The sequence below is a fragment of the Methylococcus sp. S1M genome (genome assembly GCF_051295855.1).
Classification (GTDB): Bacteria; Pseudomonadota; Gammaproteobacteria; order Methylococcales; family Methylococcaceae; genus Methylococcus; species Methylococcus capsulatus.
The window spans coordinates 66,568-82,757 of the sequence record NZ_JBPDXO010000007.1 but is presented as its reverse complement, the minus strand read 5'-3'; the positions used below and the strand labels follow the sequence as shown (position 1 = coordinate 82,757).

Genomic DNA, 16,190 nt, shown 5'->3' with positions numbered 1-16,190 from the left:
CGGCGATGGCCGCGATTCAGGAAATGGCGCTCCGGTCCTGTCCGATCGATGCCTCGAAACCGACAAGCGGTTGCGGCTCACCGAACAGATAGCCCTGGCCCAGACGGCAGCCATGCGCCTGGAGATAGACGGCCTGTCGTGGGGTTTCCACGCCTTCCGCCAGCACCTCCAGGCCCAGGGCCTGGGCAATCGAGATTATGGCTTTGACCAGCTCCGATTTGCAGCGGTCGGACGGAATGCCGTGGACGAAACAGCGATCGATCTTGATCCGTTTCACCGGAAAGCGATGCAGATAGCTCAAGGCGGAATAGCCGGTACCGAAGTCATCGATGGCGATCGACAGCCCCATGCGGTCGAAGGCATCGAGGGTCGCGTGGACCCCCCTGCTGTCTTCCAGCAGCAGGCTTTCGGTGATTTCCAGCTCCAGCCACTCCGGCCGGCAGCCGGTCTCGTCCAGAATGCGCTGCACCGTACCGGCCAAGTCGTTCAGGATGAACTGGCGAGTGGAAAGGTTGACGGCTACGCGCAGCGGCTGCTCGCGGTGGCGGTTCCAGGCAACGACGGCCTGGCAGGCCTGGACCAGGATCCAGTCGCCGATGCCGACGATCAGACCGGTTTCCTCCGCGATCGGGATGAATTTACGCGGCAGTATGATGCCGCGTCCCGGCCTGTTCCATCGCAGCAGGGCCTCGGCGCCGACGATGGTTCCGGAAACCATGTCGATCTGCGATTGGAAGTGCAGCTCCAGTTCGTTGCGCCCCAGCGCCCGGCGCAGGGCGGATTCGATCCGCATGCGCTCCGCCGCCCGAGCCGTGAGCTCGGCCGAATAGAACTGAAAGTTGTTCCTCCCCTGCCGCTTGGCGTGATACATGGCGGTGTCGGCATAACGGAACAAGGTATCGATGCCGGTGCAGTCGCGGGGGTAAAGCGCGATACCGAGACTGACCGAAACGAACAGCTCGCGGCCCTCGATCAGGAAAGGCCGGGCAAAGGCGTCGAGTATCCGGCCAGCCAGCGCCGTGAGTTCTTGGGAAGCGGCCGGCGCCGGCACCAGAACGGCGAATTCATCGCCGCCCAGCCGCGCCACCGTATCGTCCTTGCCGACCGCCCCCAGCAAACGGCGGGCGGCTCTTCCCAGCAGCAGATCGCCGATCCCGTGTCCCAGGGTGTCGTTGATTTCCTTGAAGCGGTCGAGGTCCAGCATCATCAGGGCGAACTGCCGGCCCGGACGGGGATTGCCATCCATGACCTCCCGGATACGCTTGTTGAGCATTTCCCGATTCGGCAGTCCGGTCAAGGAATCGAAAAATGCGAGGTGATGGATACGCCGCCGATAGGCGTCGATTTCGGTGATGTCCCGCCCGATCGCCAGCGCATGCATGACTTCGCCGTCGAAACCGAATTCCGGCGTCAGCCGGATATGGGAGATCAGCTCCCGTTCCTGCGCCGTTTTCCAGCTCAGCTCGAACTCCGCCGGCTCCCCCGTTTCGAAAACCTGCCGAATCTTCGCCTGGTAGGCACGGGAACTTTCGCCGCCCGGAAACTCGACCGGCGTTTTCCCCAAGAGTTCCGAGAGAGGCACGCCGGCTTCTTCCACCAGCCGGGGATTGGCGTAGATACGGCGGCAGTCCCGGTCATAGCGGGCGACGGTGTCGGGCGAGTGCTCGACCAGGGAACGGAACTCCTGTTCACGCGCCTTGAGCTGCCGCTCCGAGCGGTCGCGTTCCAGAGCCGCCGCGACCCGGGTCGCCACGAGCTGCAGGAGGGCGGTCACGGACTCCGGCTCCGCCATCGGCTCGCCGTGCATCACCGCGATCAGGCCGATCGCGGTTCCGGCCGAATCCCACAGCGGCACGCCGACGTAGCTTTCCACCCCCATGTCCTGCAGCATGAGGTCGTCAGGAAACAGCCGGCGTACTTGGCGGGGGAAACAGCATAGGCTGCGGCCCATGACGTTTTCGCAGGGCGTTCCGGCGAGTCTGTAGCAGATGTTGGGCAAGTCTTCGCCGCGGGCATACAGCGCGACGGTCTCGGCGAGTTCGGCGTCCCTGGCCAGCCGGTCGATGACGACGTAATCGACCCCGAGAATCCTGCCGAGGTAATGCGCAATGGCGGAAAAGAATGCTTCGCCTTCCGTGGCCCAGCTGCGCTGTGCGATGAACTGCAAGGTTTCCTCCATCCGCTTCCGCTCGGTGATGTCGATCAGGAAACCGTGCCACAGGGTGATGCCGTCTTTCTGCCGCTCCGGCACGGAGCGGGCCTCCAGCCAACGCTCGCCCTTGACGGGGTGAAGGATACGGTATTCCTCCGTGAACGGCTGCAGCTCACGAGCCGAGGCCTCTTTGCAGCGCATGACCCGGTCACGGTCTTCGGGAACGATGCGCGAATGAACATGGCCGATGTCTGCCAAGACCGCTTCCACGCTCAGTCCCAGGATGTCCTCCACGCCGGAGCTGGCGTACGTCATCACGAGGCGTCCGTCGGCGTGCGCCTCCACGGTATACATGAATCCCGGCGCACACTGGGCGAAACGGGCGAGACGGTCCAGCCCTTCCCGCTCGGCCTGCAGCCTCTCGAGCTCCTTCATGCGCGCCTCGGCCTCACGGCGGGGGCGAATGTCGCGGCTGATGCACATCGCCAGTAACCTGCCGTCCTGCTCGAACAGGTTCGCCGTCACCTCGACAGGAATCTCCATCCCCTCCGCAACTCGGTGCAGCGTCTCGAACTTCGTGCCCCCGGTCTGACGGTGCCGTTCGAGGGCTAGGCGCAGGGATTCTTCGTCGTATGTGGGATCGAAATCCAGCGGGCACCAGGTCAACAGGGTTTCGAGACCCACGCCGAAATGGCGACAGGCCGCTTCGTTCGCGTAGATGATGCGGGCGCAGTCTTCGATGTCGTGGACCGTCACCACCTCATCCTGGAGGCATTCGATCATCGCCTGGAACATGACGTTGTCCCATGCCAAGGTTTCCTTGCGTTCCAACCCAGCCTCCGTCACGAACTTACGGCGTGAATGCCCCCGAAAACTGGCGGGATCAGGCGTTGCCCGCCAGAAGCCGCTCGAACCGGTCCTGCGGCAGCGGCCTGCCGAACAAATGCCCCTGCGCCAGCCGACAGCCTTGGGCATGGAGATATTCCGCCTGATGAGACGTTTCCACCCCTTCTGCGATCACTTCGAGTTGCAAAGCACCGGCAATCGAGATGATGGCCTTGACCAGTTCCACCTTTTCCCTGTCCGCGGGAAAACCCTGGATGAAGGAGCGGTCGATCTTGATCTGGTCCAGCGGAAAACGGTTGAGATAACTCAACGCCGAATAGCCGGTGCCGAAGTCGTCGATGGAAATCGCGAAGCCCATGTCGTGCAGCTCCTCCAAGGCTGCGCCGACCTCGGCATCGTTCCCGAGCAACAGGCTCTCGGTGATCTCGAGTTCCAGCCATTCCGGACGGCAGCCGGTATCCTGGACGATGCGCTGCAATTCGCCGGGCAGATCGTTGCGGACGAACTGCCGGGTGGAAAGGTTCACCGCGACTTTGAAGGGCGAATCGACGGTCCGGTGCCAGTAGACCGCCCGGCGGCAGGCGGTCGTCAGGACCCAGTGCCCCAGGTCGCGGATAAACCCCGTTTCCTCGGCTATGGGAATGAAACGGTCGGGCGTCATGATACCTTCCTGCGGATGCCGCCACCGCAGCAAGGCCTCTGCGCCGACGATGCGTCCGGCCGGCAAGGCCACCTGCGGCTGATAGTACAGTTCCAGTTCGCCATTCCCGAGCGCTTTGCGCAGCGCCCCTTCCATCGCCGTACGGTCCGATACCTGGACGGCGAGCTCCTCCGCGTAGAACTGGAAATTGTTCCGGCCTTGTCGCTTGGCATGGTACATGGCCAGATCCGCCTGCTTGAACAGCCGGTCCGCGTCACACTGGCCTTCCATATGCAGGACGATCCCGATGCTGACCGAAACGAACAGCTCCTTGCCTTCGATGATAAAGGCCTCGCCGAAGGCCTCGAGTATCCTGCCGGCGATGGCGCGGAGATCGCCCCGATCGCGCACCACTGGCAACAGGATCGAGAACTCGTCTCCACCCAGCCGCGCCACGGTGTCGTAGCCACGGACGCATGCGTTCAGGCGCCGGGCAGCCTCGCACAGCAGCCGGTCGCCTGCGCTGTGCCCCAGCGTGTCGTTCACCTCCTTGAAGCGGTCCAGGTCGAGCAGCATCAGACCGAACTGACTGCCTCGGGCAGCGGCATCGGTCAGACACTGGCGGATCCGGTCGTTGAGCAATGCCCGGTTGGGCAGGTCGGTGAGCGGATCGAAGAACGCCAGGCGTTGAATGCGCCGCCGGTATTCGTCCACCTCGGTGATGTCCCGACCGACCGCCAGCACACCGGTGCATTCGCCATCCGGATCGTGTTCCGCCACCAGACGGATGTGAAGCAGGCGGGGACCTTTGTGCGTACCCTGCAGCAGGAGTTCTATTTCGTCGGCCTTGCCGGTGGCGACGACCGCCCTGAGCTTGCTCTCGTAAGTTTCGAACCGCTCGTCACCGGGATGGAGCTCGGTCGGTGTCCGGCCGATCATGTCACTGGCGGAAAACAGCAGCGTGTTCTCCAGACTGGGATTGAGGTAGACGATGCGGCAATCCCGGTCGTATCGCATGATGCTATCGGGTGAATTCTCGGCGAGCGAGCGGAACTCGCGTTCACGCCGGAGCAATGCCGTATCCGTCCGCTTGAGGAGGCGGGTGTCGCGCACCAATGCCAGCACGTAACCGCAGCCTTCGTGCTCCAGATAGCGGGCGTCGACGACGACCGGCACCCGATGTCCGTCTCGGGTACGGTGGATGGTTTCCCACTGGGCGGAAGTCTTCTCCCGGATTTCGCGGAAATGACCGGCCCAGGACCGTGACCCCAAATCGGGCACGACCTCGGCGACGGACAGGTTCAGAAACTCCTCGCCGCGGTAACCCAGGGCCTTTCGCCACGCTTCGTTGACATAGACGAACCGACCCTCGGCATTGCAGATCGACACCATTTCCGCGAGGTGATCCAGCGCCTTGCCGACCAGCCCGGCTTGCACCTCGGCCTGCCTGCGTTCGGTGACATCCGTGAGAAACCCGTGCCAGCGGATCGCGCCGTCCGACAGAGGCTCTGGCACTGCGGAAAGCTCGAGCCAGCGTGGCCCCCGGACGGGATGTTCGACCGGGAACTCCGTCCTGAGCGGCATCGGACCGCGCTGGGCCGTTTCCTGCCGCGGCTCCGCCCGCCGCCGATCCTCCGGCCACATCGATGCTTCGATGCCGGCGGCGTGCAGGAGGCGGCCGGGCTCCGCCCCGAACATGTCCTCCATCGCGGGGTCGGCATGGACGACCGTGACATGGCCATCCGGGTGCTGCTCCAGAATACAGGTGGCAGCCGCCGGAAGAAGGCCGGATGGCCCCACCAATTCCCCCGGTCCGTCGATCACCGCCATCTCCCTTGCCCCGCCCATCAGGTCAGAAGGACGGCAACCAGACCGGTCATGAAGATGCCATCGAAAGTTCCCGCGCCGCCGATGGAGGCCACCGGCGCGCCGAGGTGGCGAATGTCGGGGATGCGTAGCAGATCAGCCCCGATCAGCACGCCCATGGTTCCGGCGATGTAGGCGACCGGCGCCCGGTGTTCGCCGCCCAGCACCAGGGCAACCAGCGCCGCCGCCAGGGGGGCGATCAGGATCGGCATGCCGATGCCAAAGCCGGGAATGGGCCGGCTGAAGCCATACGCCACCGCCGCGACGATCGCTGTCGCCAGCGCCAACTGCGGCAGCGGGATGCCATCATTGGCGAGCAGGTAAAACGAAAAGGCCACCGGAACCAGTCCGCCCCCCACGTTGACCATGATCTTCGTCCGGCCGGTGAACGGAATTTCCGGCAGGCGCAGCAAGCCCCGGAACGGCGGTGGCGGAACGACAGGGGGGCGGTCCGCCTCGATGGTGGCCACCGGCAGGTTGATGGCGCTGCCCAGCAAAGAAGTCAGGACCAGGCTGAGAGCGGAAGACGGGTCGAGACCGAGCTTCTCGAAAGTCAGCGCAATGATCTGGAAATTGATGCTGAAGACGAGCCACAGCAACAAGCCGGCAAAAAACAGGAAATACAGGGGGGAAAAAGGTCCGCGCATGGAATGCCCCGGCCTTATCGTGGATATCGCATGGCGAACACCGTTCTCTTGCTTGACCCGTCTGAATGAGCGGGGGCCGGACGCATGGTACTCCGGTCCGGCCATGCTCCCCTCAGTCTATCTTGATACTCTGGCGTTTGCTGCCCGCCGCCTTGGGAATCACCACTTCCAGTATCCCGTCCTTGAAGGAGGCCTTGGCCTTGTCCGCATCCACGGCGCACGGCAGCCGCAGACTCCGGCTGAATTCGCCGCGGCTCATTTCACGGTAAAAGTACTGGCCTTTCTCCTCTTTGCTTTCGGACTGCGAGGATGCCTGCAACGTGAACATGTCCTCACTCAGGGTGATCTCCAGGTCATCCTTGGTGATGCCCGGCAGTTCCGCCCTGACCACCACTTCGTCCGCACGGTCGATCACATCGACCTTCGGCACCCGGACGCCGGACAGACCGGTTCGGAACAAGGAAGGCCAGGGCCTGCGCATCAGCGCCCAAGGCTCGTGTTCCAGCCATCCCGCCGGGAACACCTGCTCCATCCACCGCTCCATTTCCTCCCAGGGACTCGGGTAGGCTCTCGTCGCCACGGGCTCGGCGGCCTTCACTTCCTTCCCCGTGGATTCCTTCTCATGCGCTTCTTTCTTGGCCATCACATGCACCTCCAAAACGTTCGAGAACACACCGAAAAGCCGGGCCCGTTGCCCGGACAGCGGACGCTGTCGCCGACCGCGGCGACGCTCGCCTAAGTATAGCGGTATCGGTCTAAAAGTACCCTGACAGACGGGGCTTTACCACCGTGGCAGGAGATCCCGTCCGCATGATCCTCCCACGGCCTGCGCTAAAATCGGTAACAGTCTCCAGTTCGGACATATCGTATCATTGGGCGTGAATGTTGCTTTGGCCTCCGACCGAAACAGCGGACGGAAGTCCGGCTTACCCTCGACATTCCCACCGTCCCCCGGTCAAATCTCCAGGAGTCCGACGACATGAAACTCCATCGCCCCTGGCAATGGCTCCTTCCCTGTGCGCTCGCGCTCGCCGCCTGCCACGGTGCCGATGACGAGGACCGGGCCGAACTGTCCATCAATCCGCAGGACATCCTCCAGCTGCCGGTGGACTCCCCCAAGATCCGTCACATCAGGGAAGCAGAAGCCATTCCGGAGCAGCGGCCGCTGCTGGAGCCGCTCACCGGCAAGATCACTTACGATGAAACCCGTACGGTACGCGTATCCTCCCCCATCGCCGGCCGCGTCACCGCGATACCGGCACAGCCCGGCGCCGTCGTCCGGGTCGGTACGCCTTTGCTCGAGCTGGACAGTCCCGAACTCGGCCAAGCCCAGGCGGAGTACGCGAAGGCCACCGCCGATCTAAAGTTGGCGGAACGCGATTTCGAGCGTCTGAAAAGTCTGTACGACAATGGCATCGCGCCCCACAAGGAATTCCATCAGGCCGAGGATGCGCTGGAACGTGCCCGCAGCGAGGCCGAACGCAGCCGCCTACGACTGGCCAATCTCGGCGTACATGAAAAACGCCCCGATAACCACTTCACGCTCAAGGCGCCGATCGCCGGCGTCGTCACCGAACGCAACGTCAATCCCGGCATGGAGGTCCGCCCGGACCTTCCGACGCCGCTCTTCGTGATATCGGATCTGGACCGGCTCTGGGTTCTCCTCGATGTTTTCGAAAAGGACCTGGCCGTGATCCATCCGGGACAGGACGTCAAACTCACGGTGCCGGCCTACCCGGACCGATGGTTCCCGGCCAGGATCGACTACATCGGCAAGGTGGTGGACGAAACGACCCGGACGGTGAAGGTGCGCTGCCTGCTGCCCAATCCGGAAGGCCAACTGTTGCCGTCGATGTATGCCTCGGTGGAAGTAGAAAGCCCGCCCGACGACAAGGCGATCGTCGTCCCGCTCACGGCCCTGTTCACGGAAGGGGAATCGGACTGGCTGTTCGTCTCCCTCGGTGAAGGCCGCTACCAGAAACGCGAGGTACGGGTCGGACTGCGGCTGAAGAAGGAAGCCGTGCTGCTGGAGGGCGTCCAGCCAGGCGAACGGATCGTGACCGACGGCGCCCTCCTGCTGCGCTCCGAACTGGATACGGCAGCGGGCGACGGCGGGAAAAAACCATGATTCGCCCGGTCATTGCATTCTGTCTGCAACAGCGCCTGCTGGTCCTCGGTCTCGCCGTGCTGCTGACGGCGGGCGGCATCCTGTCGTTCGAAAAGCTGCCGGTGCAGGCTTTTCCCGACGTGCAGAACGTCTTCGTGCAGGTCGTCACCCAATTTCCCGGTCAGGCGCCGGAGGAAGTGGAGAAACTGGTCACCCTGCCGATCGAGCGCGAAATGAACGGTCTGCCCCATCTCATCAATCTGCGCTCGGTGTCGATCTTCGGACTGTCCGTCGTCACACTGACCTTCGATGACGACGCCGAAGACTACTTCTCCCGCCAGCAGGTGCTGGAGCGGCTGCGCGCGGTGAGTCTCCCTGCCTCGGCCAGCACCAGCCTGGGGCCGCTCAGTACGGGAATCGGCGAAATCTACCGCTACCGGATCGAAGCCCCGGGACTGTCCCTGATCGAACAGCGCGCGCTGCAGGACTGGGTCATCGAGCGGCGCCTGCGCACCGTGCAGGGTGTGGCGGACGTGGTGTCGTTCGGCGGCGGGGTCAAGCAGTACCAGGTACAGATCGATCCCAACCGCCTGAAGGACTATCGCCTGACCGTGCAGGACGTCTACCAGGCGGTGGCGAACAACAACGGCAACACCGGCGGCGGCTACATCGAGCACGGCTACGAAGCGCTGGTGGTAAGGGGCGTCGGGCTGCTCAAATCGATGGACGAAATCAAGTCCATCGTCGTGGCTACCCGCGACGGCGTGCCGGTCCATGTCCAGAACGTCGCCACCGTCAGCATCGGTCCCCAGCCGCGCACCGGTATCGTCGGCTTCAACCAGACCGATGAAGTGGTCGAGGGCGTGGTGCTGCTGATCAAGGGCCGTGATGCCATCGAGGTCCTGACCGGGGTGAAGGCCGAAATCGATGGATTGAACCGGCACGGCCTGCCGCCCGGCGTGAAAATCGTCCCGTTCTACGACCGTACGGAGCTGATACACCACACCATCCACACGGTCGAGCACAACATGCTGGAAGGAGCCTTGTTGATCCTCGCCGTCCTGCTGGTGTTCCTGCGCCGACTGGCGACCGCCCTGGTGGTCATCGTGGTCATCCCGCTCTCCCTGCTGTTCGCGTTCATCCTCATGGATGCCCTGCACATCTCCGCCAACCTGATTTCACTGGGTGCGATCGATTTCGGCATCATCGTCGACACGGCGGTCGTGCTGGTGGAGGCGGTCATCGTGCGCATCTCGCTCGATTTGGACCGCAAGGCGGGGCTCCCGCAAATGCGGCGGACCCTGCTCGACACCAGTGTCGAGATGGGACGGCCGGTGCTGTTTTCGAAAGCCATCATCATTACCGCCTTCCTGCCGATCTTCACCTTCCAGCGGGTGGAGGCCAGGATCTTCTCGCCGATGGCCTACACGCTGAGCCTGGCCCTCCTCGGCTCCCTGGTCGTCAGCCTGACCCTTGTCCCGGTCTTGCTGACCTATCTGCTGGGACCGCGTCTGTCGGAGGCACACAACCCTCTGGTGACTTTCATGGAACACCGCTACCGCCGGCTGCTAGCCGGCATTCTGCGGCGGCCGGTCCGATTGTACGTCGCCAGTGGCCTCCTGCTGGCGCTGGCCGGCGGCTCGACCCATTTCATCGGCACCGAGTTCATGCCCAAACTCGACGAGGGCAACGTCTGGCTCACCATCACCCTGCCGACGCCGATTTCGCTGACCAAGGGCAAAGAGCTGGCGCGCGACATCCGCGCACGCCTGCTGGAATTTCCCGAAGTCCGCTCGATCACGACCCAGCTCGGCCGGCCGGAAGACGGCACCGATCCGAAGGGTTTCAACAATCTCGAGATTCTGGTCGATCTGCATGACAAGGACACCTGGCGCTTTGCGGACAAGGACCGGCTGGTCGAGGCCATGCAGCGTAACCTCGACGTCTTCCCCGGACTGCAGTTCAACTTCTCGCAAGTGATCCAAGACAACGTGGAAGAAGCGATTTCCGGCGTCAAGGGCGAAATCGCGGTGAAGATTTTCGGCGACGACCTGAAAGTCCTGCAGGAAAAAGCCGATCAGGTCACCCGTATCCTGCGCTCCATCCGTGGCGCCACCGACGTCGCCGCCGAACAGCAGTCCGGTCTGGCCCAGGCCGTGATCGAGATCGACCGCGCCGCCATCGCCCGTTACGGCGTCAGCGTCGACGACGTGGAGGACACCCTCGGTATCGCCGTCGGCGGCCGAAGCGCCACCCGCTTTCTCGAAGGCGAGAGGCGTTTCGACGTCGTGGTCCGAATGAAGGAAGAGGCGCGCGACTCGGTCGGCGCCATCGCCGATCTCACGGTCGCGACGCCACAGGGCAGCCGCGTGCCGCTGGCCGAATTGGCCGATATCAAGGTCGACCAGGGCGCCTCCCGCATCAGCCGGGAGGACAACCGGCGGCGCATCGCCGTAAAATGCAACCTGATCGACCGCGATCAGGGTGGCTTCGTGGCCGAAGCCCAGGCGCGCGTCGCCCGGGAGGTCCGGCTGCCCCCAGGCTACCGGCTGTTATGGAGTGGCCAGTTCGAAAACCAGCAGCGGGCCATGAAGCGTCTCTCCATCATCGTGCCCATCAGCCTGGTTTTGATCTTTCTTCTGCTATTCTGGACATTCAAGTCGATGCGCCACGCGGGACTGATCGTGATGAACGTGCCGTTCTCGCTCATCGGTGGAGTCGGCGCCCTGCTGGCAACCGGCATCCACCTGAGCGTCTCGGCCGCCGTGGGCTTCATCGCCCTGTTCGGCATCGCGGTGCAGAACGGGGTCATCCTGCTGTCCCAGATCAATCAGCTACGACGGGAAGGACGCGGCATGACGGATGCGATCATCGACGGCTCGGTGAGCCGGTTGCGACCGGTGGTCATGACCGCATCGATGGCGATGCTGGGCCTGTTTCCGGCGGCCCTGTCGCACTCGGTCGGCTCGGAAACGGCGCGGCCGTTCGCCGTGGTCATCATCGGCGGGCTGATCAGCGCCACCGGGCTGACCCTGACTCTGCTCCCTGTCCTCTACCGGCGTTTCGGAGGAGCCGCCTCGTGAAAGAAATACGCGCCTACATCCAGCCGTTCATGCTGTCCAAACTGACCATGGCGCTGCTCGACATCCCCGGATTCCCCGGGATGAGCGTGTCGGACTGCGAAGGCTTCGGCCGCGGCAAGGCCAGCGCCTCCCAGGATTTCAGCCCCTTCATGGCGAAGAAACGGATCGAGATCTTCGCCCCCGACGACCTCGCCGAGCACATCGCTGCCGTCATCCTGGAAACCGCCAATACCCATCAACCCGGCGCCGGGACGGTTTACGTACTGGAGGTCGGAAAGGGCGCCCGCATCAGTCAAGGCCAGTGGGAAAGCTGATTCCTTCTGGGTAATCTTCGCGCCGAGGCTCCCACCGACGCCGCTTCCTTCCGACCCGGAGCTCGTGATACGTCCATGGACCGAACCAAATCGAAATCTTCCGGATTCCTGACCCTGTCCGCCGGCGCCCTGGGGGTGGTCTACGGCGACATCGGCACCAGCCCGCTGTACACCGTGCGGGAAATCTTCGGCGGCGCTTACGCGATCCAGCTGACACAGGAGAACATCCTGGGCGCGCTCTCCCTGATCTTCTGGGCTCTGTTCATCATCGTGGCCGTGAAATACGTGGTGTTCGTCATGCATGCGGACAATCACGGCGAAGGCGGCATCATGGCCCTGACCGCCCTCGCGCTGCGGCAGCGGCACCGGCGCAAGCACCGGGCCTGGATCATCTCCCTGGGTCTCTTCGGCACGGCGCTTTTCTATGGCGACGGGATGATCACGCCCGCCATTTCGGTGCTCGGCGCGATGGAGGGCTTGGGGATAGCCACTGCGGCGCTGTCGCACTACGTGGTTCCGGCTTCGATCCTGATCCTGCTGGCGCTGTTCCTGATCCAGCGACGGGGAACCGAACGCGTCGGTCGATTGTTCGGCCCCATCATGCTGCTGTGGTTCCTCTCCATCGGCACGTTGGGTTTCGTCAGTCTGCGGCAGACGCCGGAGGTGCTCGCCGCCCTCAATCCGCTCCATGGATTCCGGTTTCTCACCGCCCACCAGGGTCTGGGCTTCGCGGCGCTGGGCGCGGTGGTGCTGGCGGTCACAGGGGCCGAAGCGCTGTACGCCGACATGGGCCATTTCGGCAAAGCCCCGATCCGCGTCACCTGGTTCGCCGTGGTATTTCCGAGCCTCATCCTGAACTACCTCGGCCAGGGTGCCCTGCTGATCCGCAACCCCGAAGCGGTGCAGAATCCGTTCTATCTGCTGGTGCCGGAATGGGCACTCTATCCGATGATCGGACTGGCCACGGCCGCCACCGTGATCGCCTCGCAGGCGGTCATTTCTGGCGCATTCTCACTCACCCATCAGGCCATCCAGCTCGATTACCTGCCACGTCAACGCATGGTCCACACTTCGGAATCCGAACGGGGCCAGATCTATGCCCCGGCGGTGAACCGCCTGCTCCTGGTCTCAGTGCTGGCCCTGGTGCTGGCGTTCGGCTCCTCCTCCCGCCTCGCCTCGGCCTACGGTCTGGCCGTGGTCGGCACCATGGTGGTGACCACCCTGCTGGCCCTGGTCGTGGCCCACGACACCTGGCGCTGGCCGGGCCTGGCGCTGCTCGTCACCGGCGCGGTCCTGCTGTCCGTCGACCTGTCGTTCCTGACGGCCAATCTGGCCAAGCTCGGCGACGGCGGCTGGATTCCTCTGAGCCTGGGGCTGATTCTGGCCACTGTCATGTCGACCTGGAAAAAAGGCCGCGACGTCCTGTTCGCCCGCCTGCAACAGGAGTCCGAATCCCTGAGCCGGTTCCTGCAGCGGCTGACCGACGAGCCGCCGCCGTTCCGGCCGGTCGGCACCGCGATCTTCCTGACCGCCCGCAACCTCAGCCTGCCCTTCGCCCTGCTACGCAACTACGAGCACAACCAGGTGATCCACCAGCGGGTGATCCTGCTCACCATGACCACGCTCGACAAGCCCTACGCGGCGGAAAAGGAAAAGATCACCATCGAGGCACTGGAGCACAATTTTTTCCGCATCACGACCCGCTTCGGCTTCATGGAACGCCCCAATGTGCTGCGCATGCTGAACCTTTGCCGCCATGCCGGGCTGCACATCGATCTGGAACAGACCACGTTCTTCCTGGGCCGGGAAACGCTGATCCGCTCCGCCGAGCGGGGTCTGAACCGCTGGGAAGAAGTGCTGTTCATCTCCATGTTCCGCAACGCCTACAATCCGACCGGCTACTTCAAGCTGCCGGTGGACCGGGTGGTGGAACTCGGCACCGTCATCGCGATATGACGGAAGCCGTCTCCGGCGTGTCCGGATGCATGCCTTCGGCCCAATGGTTGACCATCACGATCAGAGCAATGCCCGCCGCGATCATCGCGAGCTGCTGAAGAGCGGCGGAGAGGTGCGTCCGGCGGTGCAGAGAGGGGATCAGGTCGGCGACGGCGACATAGATGAAGCTGGAGGCGGCCAGCGCCAGCACGTAAGGCAGTACGCCGTTCATCCGCTCCAGCGCGAAATAGGCTGCCACCCCGCCCACCACTGTCCCCAGGCTGGCCATCAGGTTGTACCACAGCGCACGGCCCCGGCCGTAGCCGCTTTGCAACAGAATGGCGAAATCCCCCACCTCCTGCGGAATCTCGTGGGCGGCGACAGCCAGGGCGGTGACGATGCCGAGCCGGATGTCGGTAAGGAAAGCCGCCGCAATCAGCACGCCATCGACCAGATTGTGGATCGCATCACCGATGACGATGAGCGTACCGGCAGGCTGGTGGAAATGGCCCTCGCCGTGTGTCTCGCAGTCGCCGGCATGACAATGGCGCCACAGCAGCAGCTTTTCCAGGATGAAGAAGCCGAGGATACCCGCCAGTACCGTGGCGAACAGCCTCTCGACGTTGCCGACGCCGACGCCTTGGGCAGCCTCCGGAATGAGGTGCAGGAACGCCACGCTGAGCAGGGATCCCAGGGCGAAACTGACGCCATGCGGCAGAAGGTGCGGGTGATGGTCTTCCGGAATGAGCAGGAACAGCGAAGCGGCAATGACGCTGAGCACACCGCCCAGCAGAGAAAACAGCAGAATCCAGAGTAATACGCTCATCGGCGAAAAACGTTCGAAGGTGTTTAGCGGTCGCGCCAGACGAGCGTGGCCATCCGGCCCGTCACTCCATCGCGCCGGTAGGAGAAAAAGCGGCTTTCGTCGCTATAGGTGCACCAGTGACCGCCGTAGACGTCGCTGATGCCGAGGCGCCGAAGGCGCAGCCGGGCGAGCAGATAAATATCGGCCAGCCAGCGGCCATTATCGCCGGGCCGGAAGGCCGCGTCACTTCCGGCATCCCGCGACAGGAACACGGCACGCACTTCGTCGCCGACTTCGAAGGCTTCCGGCCCGATCGCCGGACCGAGCCAGGCCAGCAGATCGGACGTACCCAAGGCCGCGACCGCCCGCTCGATCACACCGTCCGCCAGCCCCCGCCAGCCGGCATGCACCGCGGCCAGGCCCGCCCCGTCGCGGGTGCACAGCAAGACCGGCAGGCAGTCGGCGGTCATCACCGCGCACACCACCCCGGCGTTCCAGGTATAGCTGGCATCCGCCTCGGGTTCGGCCTCCCGGCCGGCTTCCACCGCTTCGTTCCCATGTACCTGACGCAGCCAGGCGGGTTCCGCCGGCAGCCCCAAATCGCGGCGTAACAACGCGCGGTTCGCGGCAACCGCGGCCGGATCGTCGCCGACATGGGACCCGAGATTCAGGCCGGCATAGACGCCCGCGCTCACCCCCGCCGGGCGCAGAGTCGATGCCGCCCGCACGCCCGGCGGCGCCGGCCAGTCGGGCTCGAGCCAGAGCATCACCCCAGGCTCCGCAGGAGACGAAGCAAGGCGTCGAAATCCGGTGGCAGCGGCGATTCCCAAGCCATCTCCCCGCCCTTCTCCGGATGAATCAGCCCCAGCCGCGCCGCATGCAGGGCCTGCCGGCGAAACCCGCGCAAGGCATCGATCAGCACTGGATCGGCGGCGGCCGGGATGCGTGCACGGCCGCCATAAACCGGATCGCCGACCAGGGGATGATGCAGATGCGCCATGTGGACCCGGATCTGATGGGTCCGCCCGGTTTCCAGCCGCACCCGCAGCAAAGTATGGTGCAAGAAACGCTCCTCCACCCGGTAATGGGTCACCGATTCCCTGCCGTCCGGACGCACGGCGAAGCGTTTGCGGTCCGCGGGGTGCCGCCCGATCGGCTCGTCCACCGTCGCCCCGGCTGTGACCATCCCCTGGACCAGGGCCAGGTATTCACGGTTCACGCTCCGGTCCTTGAGCTGATCCACCAGGGATTTGTGCGCCTCCAGCGTACGGGCGACCACCAGCAGGCCGCTGGTGTCCTTGTCCAGCCGGTGCACGATGCCGCAGCGGGGGATCGCCGCGAGCGCCGGATCGAGGTGCAGCAGGGCATTCTGCAGCGTGCCGGCCGGGTGCCCCGCCGCGGGATGCACCACCAGGCCGGCGGGCTTGTCGATGACGAAGATAGACTCGTCGGCATGCACGACAGTGAGAGGGATCGCTTCGGCCTCGCACTCCACGGCCGCATCGGCCTCCGCCCGCAGTTCGACGCGCTCGCCGCCGAGCAGTTTCTGGCGGGGCGCCACTTGAATGCCGTCCAGCAGTGCATGGCCGTCCTTGATCCAGGTCTGCAGGCGGGCGCGGGAAAAGTCCGGAAACAGTACTGCCAGCGCCTGGTCCAGCCGCAAACCGGCCAGATGATGTGGAATTTCGGTCGTCAGGATTCGGCTTCGGGTCACGGTAAAGGTGAGGAGGAAAAGGTCTGTGAATAGGTTATACTGCGTGGCCTTTCGCATGGCTGACGCGCCCGTCAATCGCTC

General features: G+C 64.2%; 11 protein-coding genes. 4 read left to right on the top strand and 7 right to left on the bottom strand.

The window, feature by feature from the left end; translation table 11 throughout:
• Positions 1-16: 16 nt before the first annotated feature.
• From ACSHWJ_RS12715 to ACSHWJ_RS12700, 4 genes are all read right to left on the bottom strand, one after another.
• The gene (locus ACSHWJ_RS12715) at positions 17-2,983 is read right to left on the bottom strand and encodes a sensor domain-containing protein (RefSeq protein ID WP_432539885.1); all 2,967 of its coding nucleotides are present in this window, start codon (positions 2,981-2,983) and stop codon (positions 17-19) included.
• 52 nt (positions 2,984-3,035) lie between these two features.
• On the bottom strand, positions 3,036-5,468 hold the full coding sequence (locus ACSHWJ_RS12710; protein ID WP_218797508.1) for a sensor domain-containing protein: 2,433 nt from the start codon (positions 5,466-5,468) through the stop codon (positions 3,036-3,038).
• A gap of 17 nt (positions 5,469-5,485) precedes the next feature.
• A complete protein-coding gene (locus ACSHWJ_RS12705; RefSeq protein WP_010960287.1) occupies positions 5,486-6,151 on the bottom strand; it encodes a DUF1614 domain-containing protein in 666 nt (221 codons plus the stop codon).
• A 112-nt stretch (positions 6,152-6,263) separates the two neighbouring features.
• Positions 6,264-6,794, bottom strand: coding sequence for an Hsp20/alpha crystallin family protein (locus tag ACSHWJ_RS12700; protein ID WP_432539884.1), 531 nt, complete (start codon positions 6,792-6,794; stop codon positions 6,264-6,266).
• Between the two features lie 336 nt (positions 6,795-7,130).
• Between ACSHWJ_RS12700 and ACSHWJ_RS12695 the strand changes: the two genes are divergently transcribed.
• The 4 genes from ACSHWJ_RS12695 (at position 7,131) to ACSHWJ_RS12680 (ending at position 13,611) form a co-directional block, all read left to right on the top strand.
• Entirely contained in the window at positions 7,131-8,279 is a 1,149-nt protein-coding gene (locus ACSHWJ_RS12695; RefSeq protein WP_218801150.1) for an efflux RND transporter periplasmic adaptor subunit, read from the top strand.
• Positions 8,276-11,341 (top strand): efflux RND transporter permease subunit, encoded by a 3,066-nt coding sequence (locus ACSHWJ_RS12690; protein ID WP_432539883.1) that lies wholly within the window; start codon positions 8,276-8,278, stop codon positions 11,339-11,341. Before ACSHWJ_RS12695 ends, ACSHWJ_RS12690 begins: the two co-directional genes overlap by 4 nt.
• The gene (locus ACSHWJ_RS12685; RefSeq protein ID WP_010960282.1) at positions 11,338-11,655 is read left to right on the top strand and encodes a P-II family nitrogen regulator; all 318 of its coding nucleotides are present in this window, start codon (positions 11,338-11,340) and stop codon (positions 11,653-11,655) included. Before ACSHWJ_RS12690 ends, ACSHWJ_RS12685 begins: the two co-directional genes overlap by 4 nt.
• A 75-nt stretch (positions 11,656-11,730) precedes the next feature.
• Positions 11,731-13,611, top strand: coding sequence for a potassium transporter Kup (locus ACSHWJ_RS12680; RefSeq protein ID WP_017364739.1), 1,881 nt, complete (start codon positions 11,731-11,733; stop codon positions 13,609-13,611).
• Here the strand turns inward: ACSHWJ_RS12680 and ACSHWJ_RS12675 are convergent.
• The 3 genes from ACSHWJ_RS12675 to rluD are packed head-to-tail and all read right to left on the bottom strand — an operon-like array spanning position 13,598 to position 16,166.
• Positions 13,598-14,416 (bottom strand): ZIP family metal transporter, encoded by an 819-nt coding sequence (locus ACSHWJ_RS12675; RefSeq protein WP_218797506.1) that lies wholly within the window; start codon positions 14,414-14,416, stop codon positions 13,598-13,600. The genes ACSHWJ_RS12680 and ACSHWJ_RS12675 overlap by 14 nt on opposite strands.
• 23 nt (positions 14,417-14,439) lie before the next feature.
• The gene (gene pgeF / locus ACSHWJ_RS12670; RefSeq protein ID WP_218798540.1) at positions 14,440-15,162 is read right to left on the bottom strand and encodes a peptidoglycan editing factor PgeF; all 723 of its coding nucleotides are present in this window, start codon (positions 15,160-15,162) and stop codon (positions 14,440-14,442) included.
• Entirely contained in the window at positions 15,162-16,166 is a 1,005-nt protein-coding gene (gene rluD, locus ACSHWJ_RS12665; RefSeq protein ID WP_017364741.1) for a 23S rRNA pseudouridine(1911/1915/1917) synthase RluD, read from the bottom strand. The genes pgeF and rluD overlap by 1 nt, the downstream gene beginning before the upstream one ends.
• Positions 16,167-16,190: the final 24 nt, after the last annotated feature.